The organism is Cellulophaga sp. (assembly GCF_039943695.1).
Taxonomy (GTDB): Bacteria; Bacteroidota; Bacteroidia; order Flavobacteriales; family Flavobacteriaceae; genus Cellulophaga.
The window spans coordinates 1-3,233 of sequence record NZ_JBDVAA010000100.1 but is presented as its reverse complement, the minus strand read 5'-3'; the positions used below and the strand labels follow the sequence as shown (position 1 = coordinate 3,233).

Annotated in this window: 1 protein-coding gene and 1 pseudogene; both read left to right on the top strand. The window is 27.6% G+C overall.

Going from position 1 to position 3,233, the window contains the following annotated elements; genetic code table 11:
• Nucleotides 1-370, top strand: a pseudogene (locus tag ABJD66_RS06685) (PKD domain-containing protein); the annotation flags it as partial.
• Nucleotides 367-2,760, top strand: a complete 2,394-nt coding sequence (gene tssR / locus ABJD66_RS06680) for a type VI secretion system protein TssR domain-containing protein (RefSeq protein WP_348129619.1) — start codon at nt 367-369, stop codon at nt 2,758-2,760. The pseudogene ABJD66_RS06685 and the gene tssR, both read left to right, overlap by 4 nt.
• Nucleotides 2,761-3,233: the final 473 nt, after the last annotated feature.

The following is a 3,233-nucleotide window of genomic DNA, read 5'->3' as shown; positions in this document are numbered from 1 at the left end:
CCCTATATATCATAAAATAAAAATACTTCCGCGTTTTGAAAAATTAGATGTCATGGTTACCGTAGATTCTCTTTCTTTAGCAGAAAGCGATATTAAAAAGCATTTACAAGCAATTGCAGATGCAGACGTATCAGACAGAGCAACTTTTAACGAACAGTTTAGGTATTTAAAAAATAAATACACTTGCAATAACGCTAATGAAGTTGTAATTGTGGTTAACAACAGTAAGTATAACGATTTCTATAGTTACTGCCAAGGCTTACACTATTTGGATGGTAAACGTAATAAAAGAATAAGCATCAATAGTATAGAACTAGAAACGTATAAATGTATTAAAAGAATTAATGTAACTCAAAGCATGTTAGAATGAAAAATAACCAACCAAAAAACATAGTACCATTTATAATAGCTTTTTTATCTGTACTGCTTTTTAATACCACTAATGCACAAGTATTTAAATATGAAAAAATTGAACGTGTAAGCGATCATAATTTTAATTACCCAGATAGCGATACCGAAAACTTAAAACTAAAAAAAGATAAGTCTATATTGGTGGTCTATTCAGACAGAAGCAACAATACTTCTTACACCAACAGCTATGGTCAATTTAAAAAAGGATCTCAATCATTTCTAGAACCTTATTTTGTTATAAGTGATAAAAACAATGCTTATGAGGTTGTTTTAGCAGACTCATCATTAATTGGAAAACCTAAAAGTATACTTTCTTTTTTATTCAATAGAAAACGCCATTTTACAGATACTAAAGGATTAAGTTATATTGGCTGGATATCTAAAAGTAATACGCTAGAGCATAAAAACTCTTTTATCAGCACAATAAACAACAAACCTTTAAAATATAAAATAGGCGTTAGCAAAACTAGTGGTTTATATAAATTAAATAAGACTTTTGTGGGTGACAGCTTAGTGGTTTATGAAGATCCTTTTTTTAACAAACCCTTAGATAAAAAATTGCTTTTAAACCAAACCGTTTACCCTTACAAGTACAACCAAACAGGTAATGCTGTGCTTATTTCTAATGCACCAAGCATTAATGGTGTAGAAACTAATGTTATGGGATGGGTATCTACAGATTTAATTTCTCCTATTGGGCAAGGTCATGTTTACAATTTAGCAGGACAAAAAAAATCATTACATATTAAAGACTCTACAAACCTTACTATATCACAACAACATATTTACGCTAATTACTTTTACAATAAAGCACCTAATAAGCCAAGTGAATTTAGCAACCCCACAGCAAATGTTCCTTTTTACATTTGGGACCAGAACGAGAATAAATTAATAAACGTAAAAGGTAACAATGTTTTAATTTCTGATGCCAATAGACTAGAAAAAGAAAGCAAAACAGTTAATTTTCATTTTATATTTAATGAAGACGAAAAAGAAAGCATTAAGCCTTTAATAAACTCTCTTCAAAATATAGGTTTATTTTTTCCACAACATGAAGATTTAAAATTCTCTTTTTCTGCTGTTAGTAGAAGTAAAAACAAATCTTATGTACTACCTAAAACTACATCTTTTGCTAGTTGGATAACCTTTATACAAAACATACTAGAGGAAAAACCATTACACAAAAAAGCAATTACCAAAGACTACCTAACCTTAAACCAAGCAATAGAAACCTCTTTAGCAACTAGTTACAACACCACTAGTTTTGAAAATAACTTTTTTATTATAGCTGGCAGTAGTGGTAATTATAATTTAGACAGACAAGACTATTTAATTAAAAAAATGGCTTTAAAGTCCTCTAAATTATTATTTATACAATTACAGAACCGCTCTAATGAAAGTAACCAAAATAATTTATTATTAGCTAAAGAAATATTATCTGATGTATCTAAAAGCTACAACTCTTTTATAGAAAACTACATTATAGATAACAACCTAACTATTAGTAAAAACAGTTTAAAAAACATAGCCTCAGAAAACAGTAATATTTATGTTTATGACGCCCCACAAAACAGCTTATTTAACGGCGGTGTTATTTTTCCTAGTATAAATATGCATATAGAGCCAAAAGCTTTAAGCACAGCAATAGACACTGTATTAATTAATACAATTAACACAAACAATAAGCTTATAACATCTTTAAACAACTATAAAAGTAAGCTTGGTGTTTTAAAATCTAAGCCTTCTAAGTTTTTAAAAACTATTTTTAATTCTGACAGCTTACAAATAAGTTTAATAGACAAAAACAACCCTAACGATATTTTTTACAAAAACACACCGTTAGATAAAGCCAGTGTTAACTCTTTGCAAAAAGGGTACCATATGAGCAAAACAGAAGTTCTAGATTTAATTGAAAACTACAGAGCTTTGTTGCCTCGATTTGCAGAGTCTAGACTTGCCTCTTTTAATAGTGAAATAAGCTCATACACAAATGCAGATGATTACATACATACCAAAGAGACATTAACTAGAAGAGAAAAAAGAATACTAAAAAGAACTTACAGAAGAGAAATTAGAGGCATAAATAAAGTCTTTAAAAGAAAAGTAATCTATAGAAACGACAAACTATCTCAATTATTCTTTTTTAAAACAGGCATAAAAGTAGATCGTACATTTGGTAGTTACCAAACTTTAAAAATAAAGACCAAGTCTGCTACACAAAAAGGATTTGACAAATTTTTTCTAAAAAATCGTGATAAAGTAGATCTTTTAGAAAAGAAATTTTTAGACAACGATCTTATAAAAGTAAATAAAGACACTTATTTTATTCCAGAATATTTATTGCTTTAAAAGTATCATAAGATCCTCAAAATTGTTCTTTTGAGGGTCTTATAAAAAAATTTAGCACCTAATTTATTTGCATTTAAACAGTCAGTAAATCGATAAAACAACAGAAATAAAGGATTAAATGCGTATTCTTTTTCTTACTAATATGTATAATTTTAAAAATAATATATGATATAACACTTGTTTTTGTAAGGCTTTATCGTTTAAACACAACATTAAATACGTGTTAAATTAAAAAAAATACTTTTGTAAACTGATATTATTTAATACATTAGCCTTCATAAAGACAATATTTTAGAATTTTTCTCTTTCTTCCAAAATAAAATAATGTCATATTAAGGACTTAGGTTTTTGCCTAAGTATGGAGAAAATTTCAAAAAAGTAGTTTTTTGATGCTTTCTCTTTTTTTTTATACTAGTCGAAACTAAAGAGGAACTGTAACATTTTAAAAATTAATTTTAATTAAAAAAACAAAT

Excerpts from the sequence above, each read along its gene's own strand:
- tssR (WP_348129619.1), top strand. The coding sequence starts at position 367 with ATGAAAAATAACCAACCAAAAAACATAGTACCATTTATAATAGCTTTT.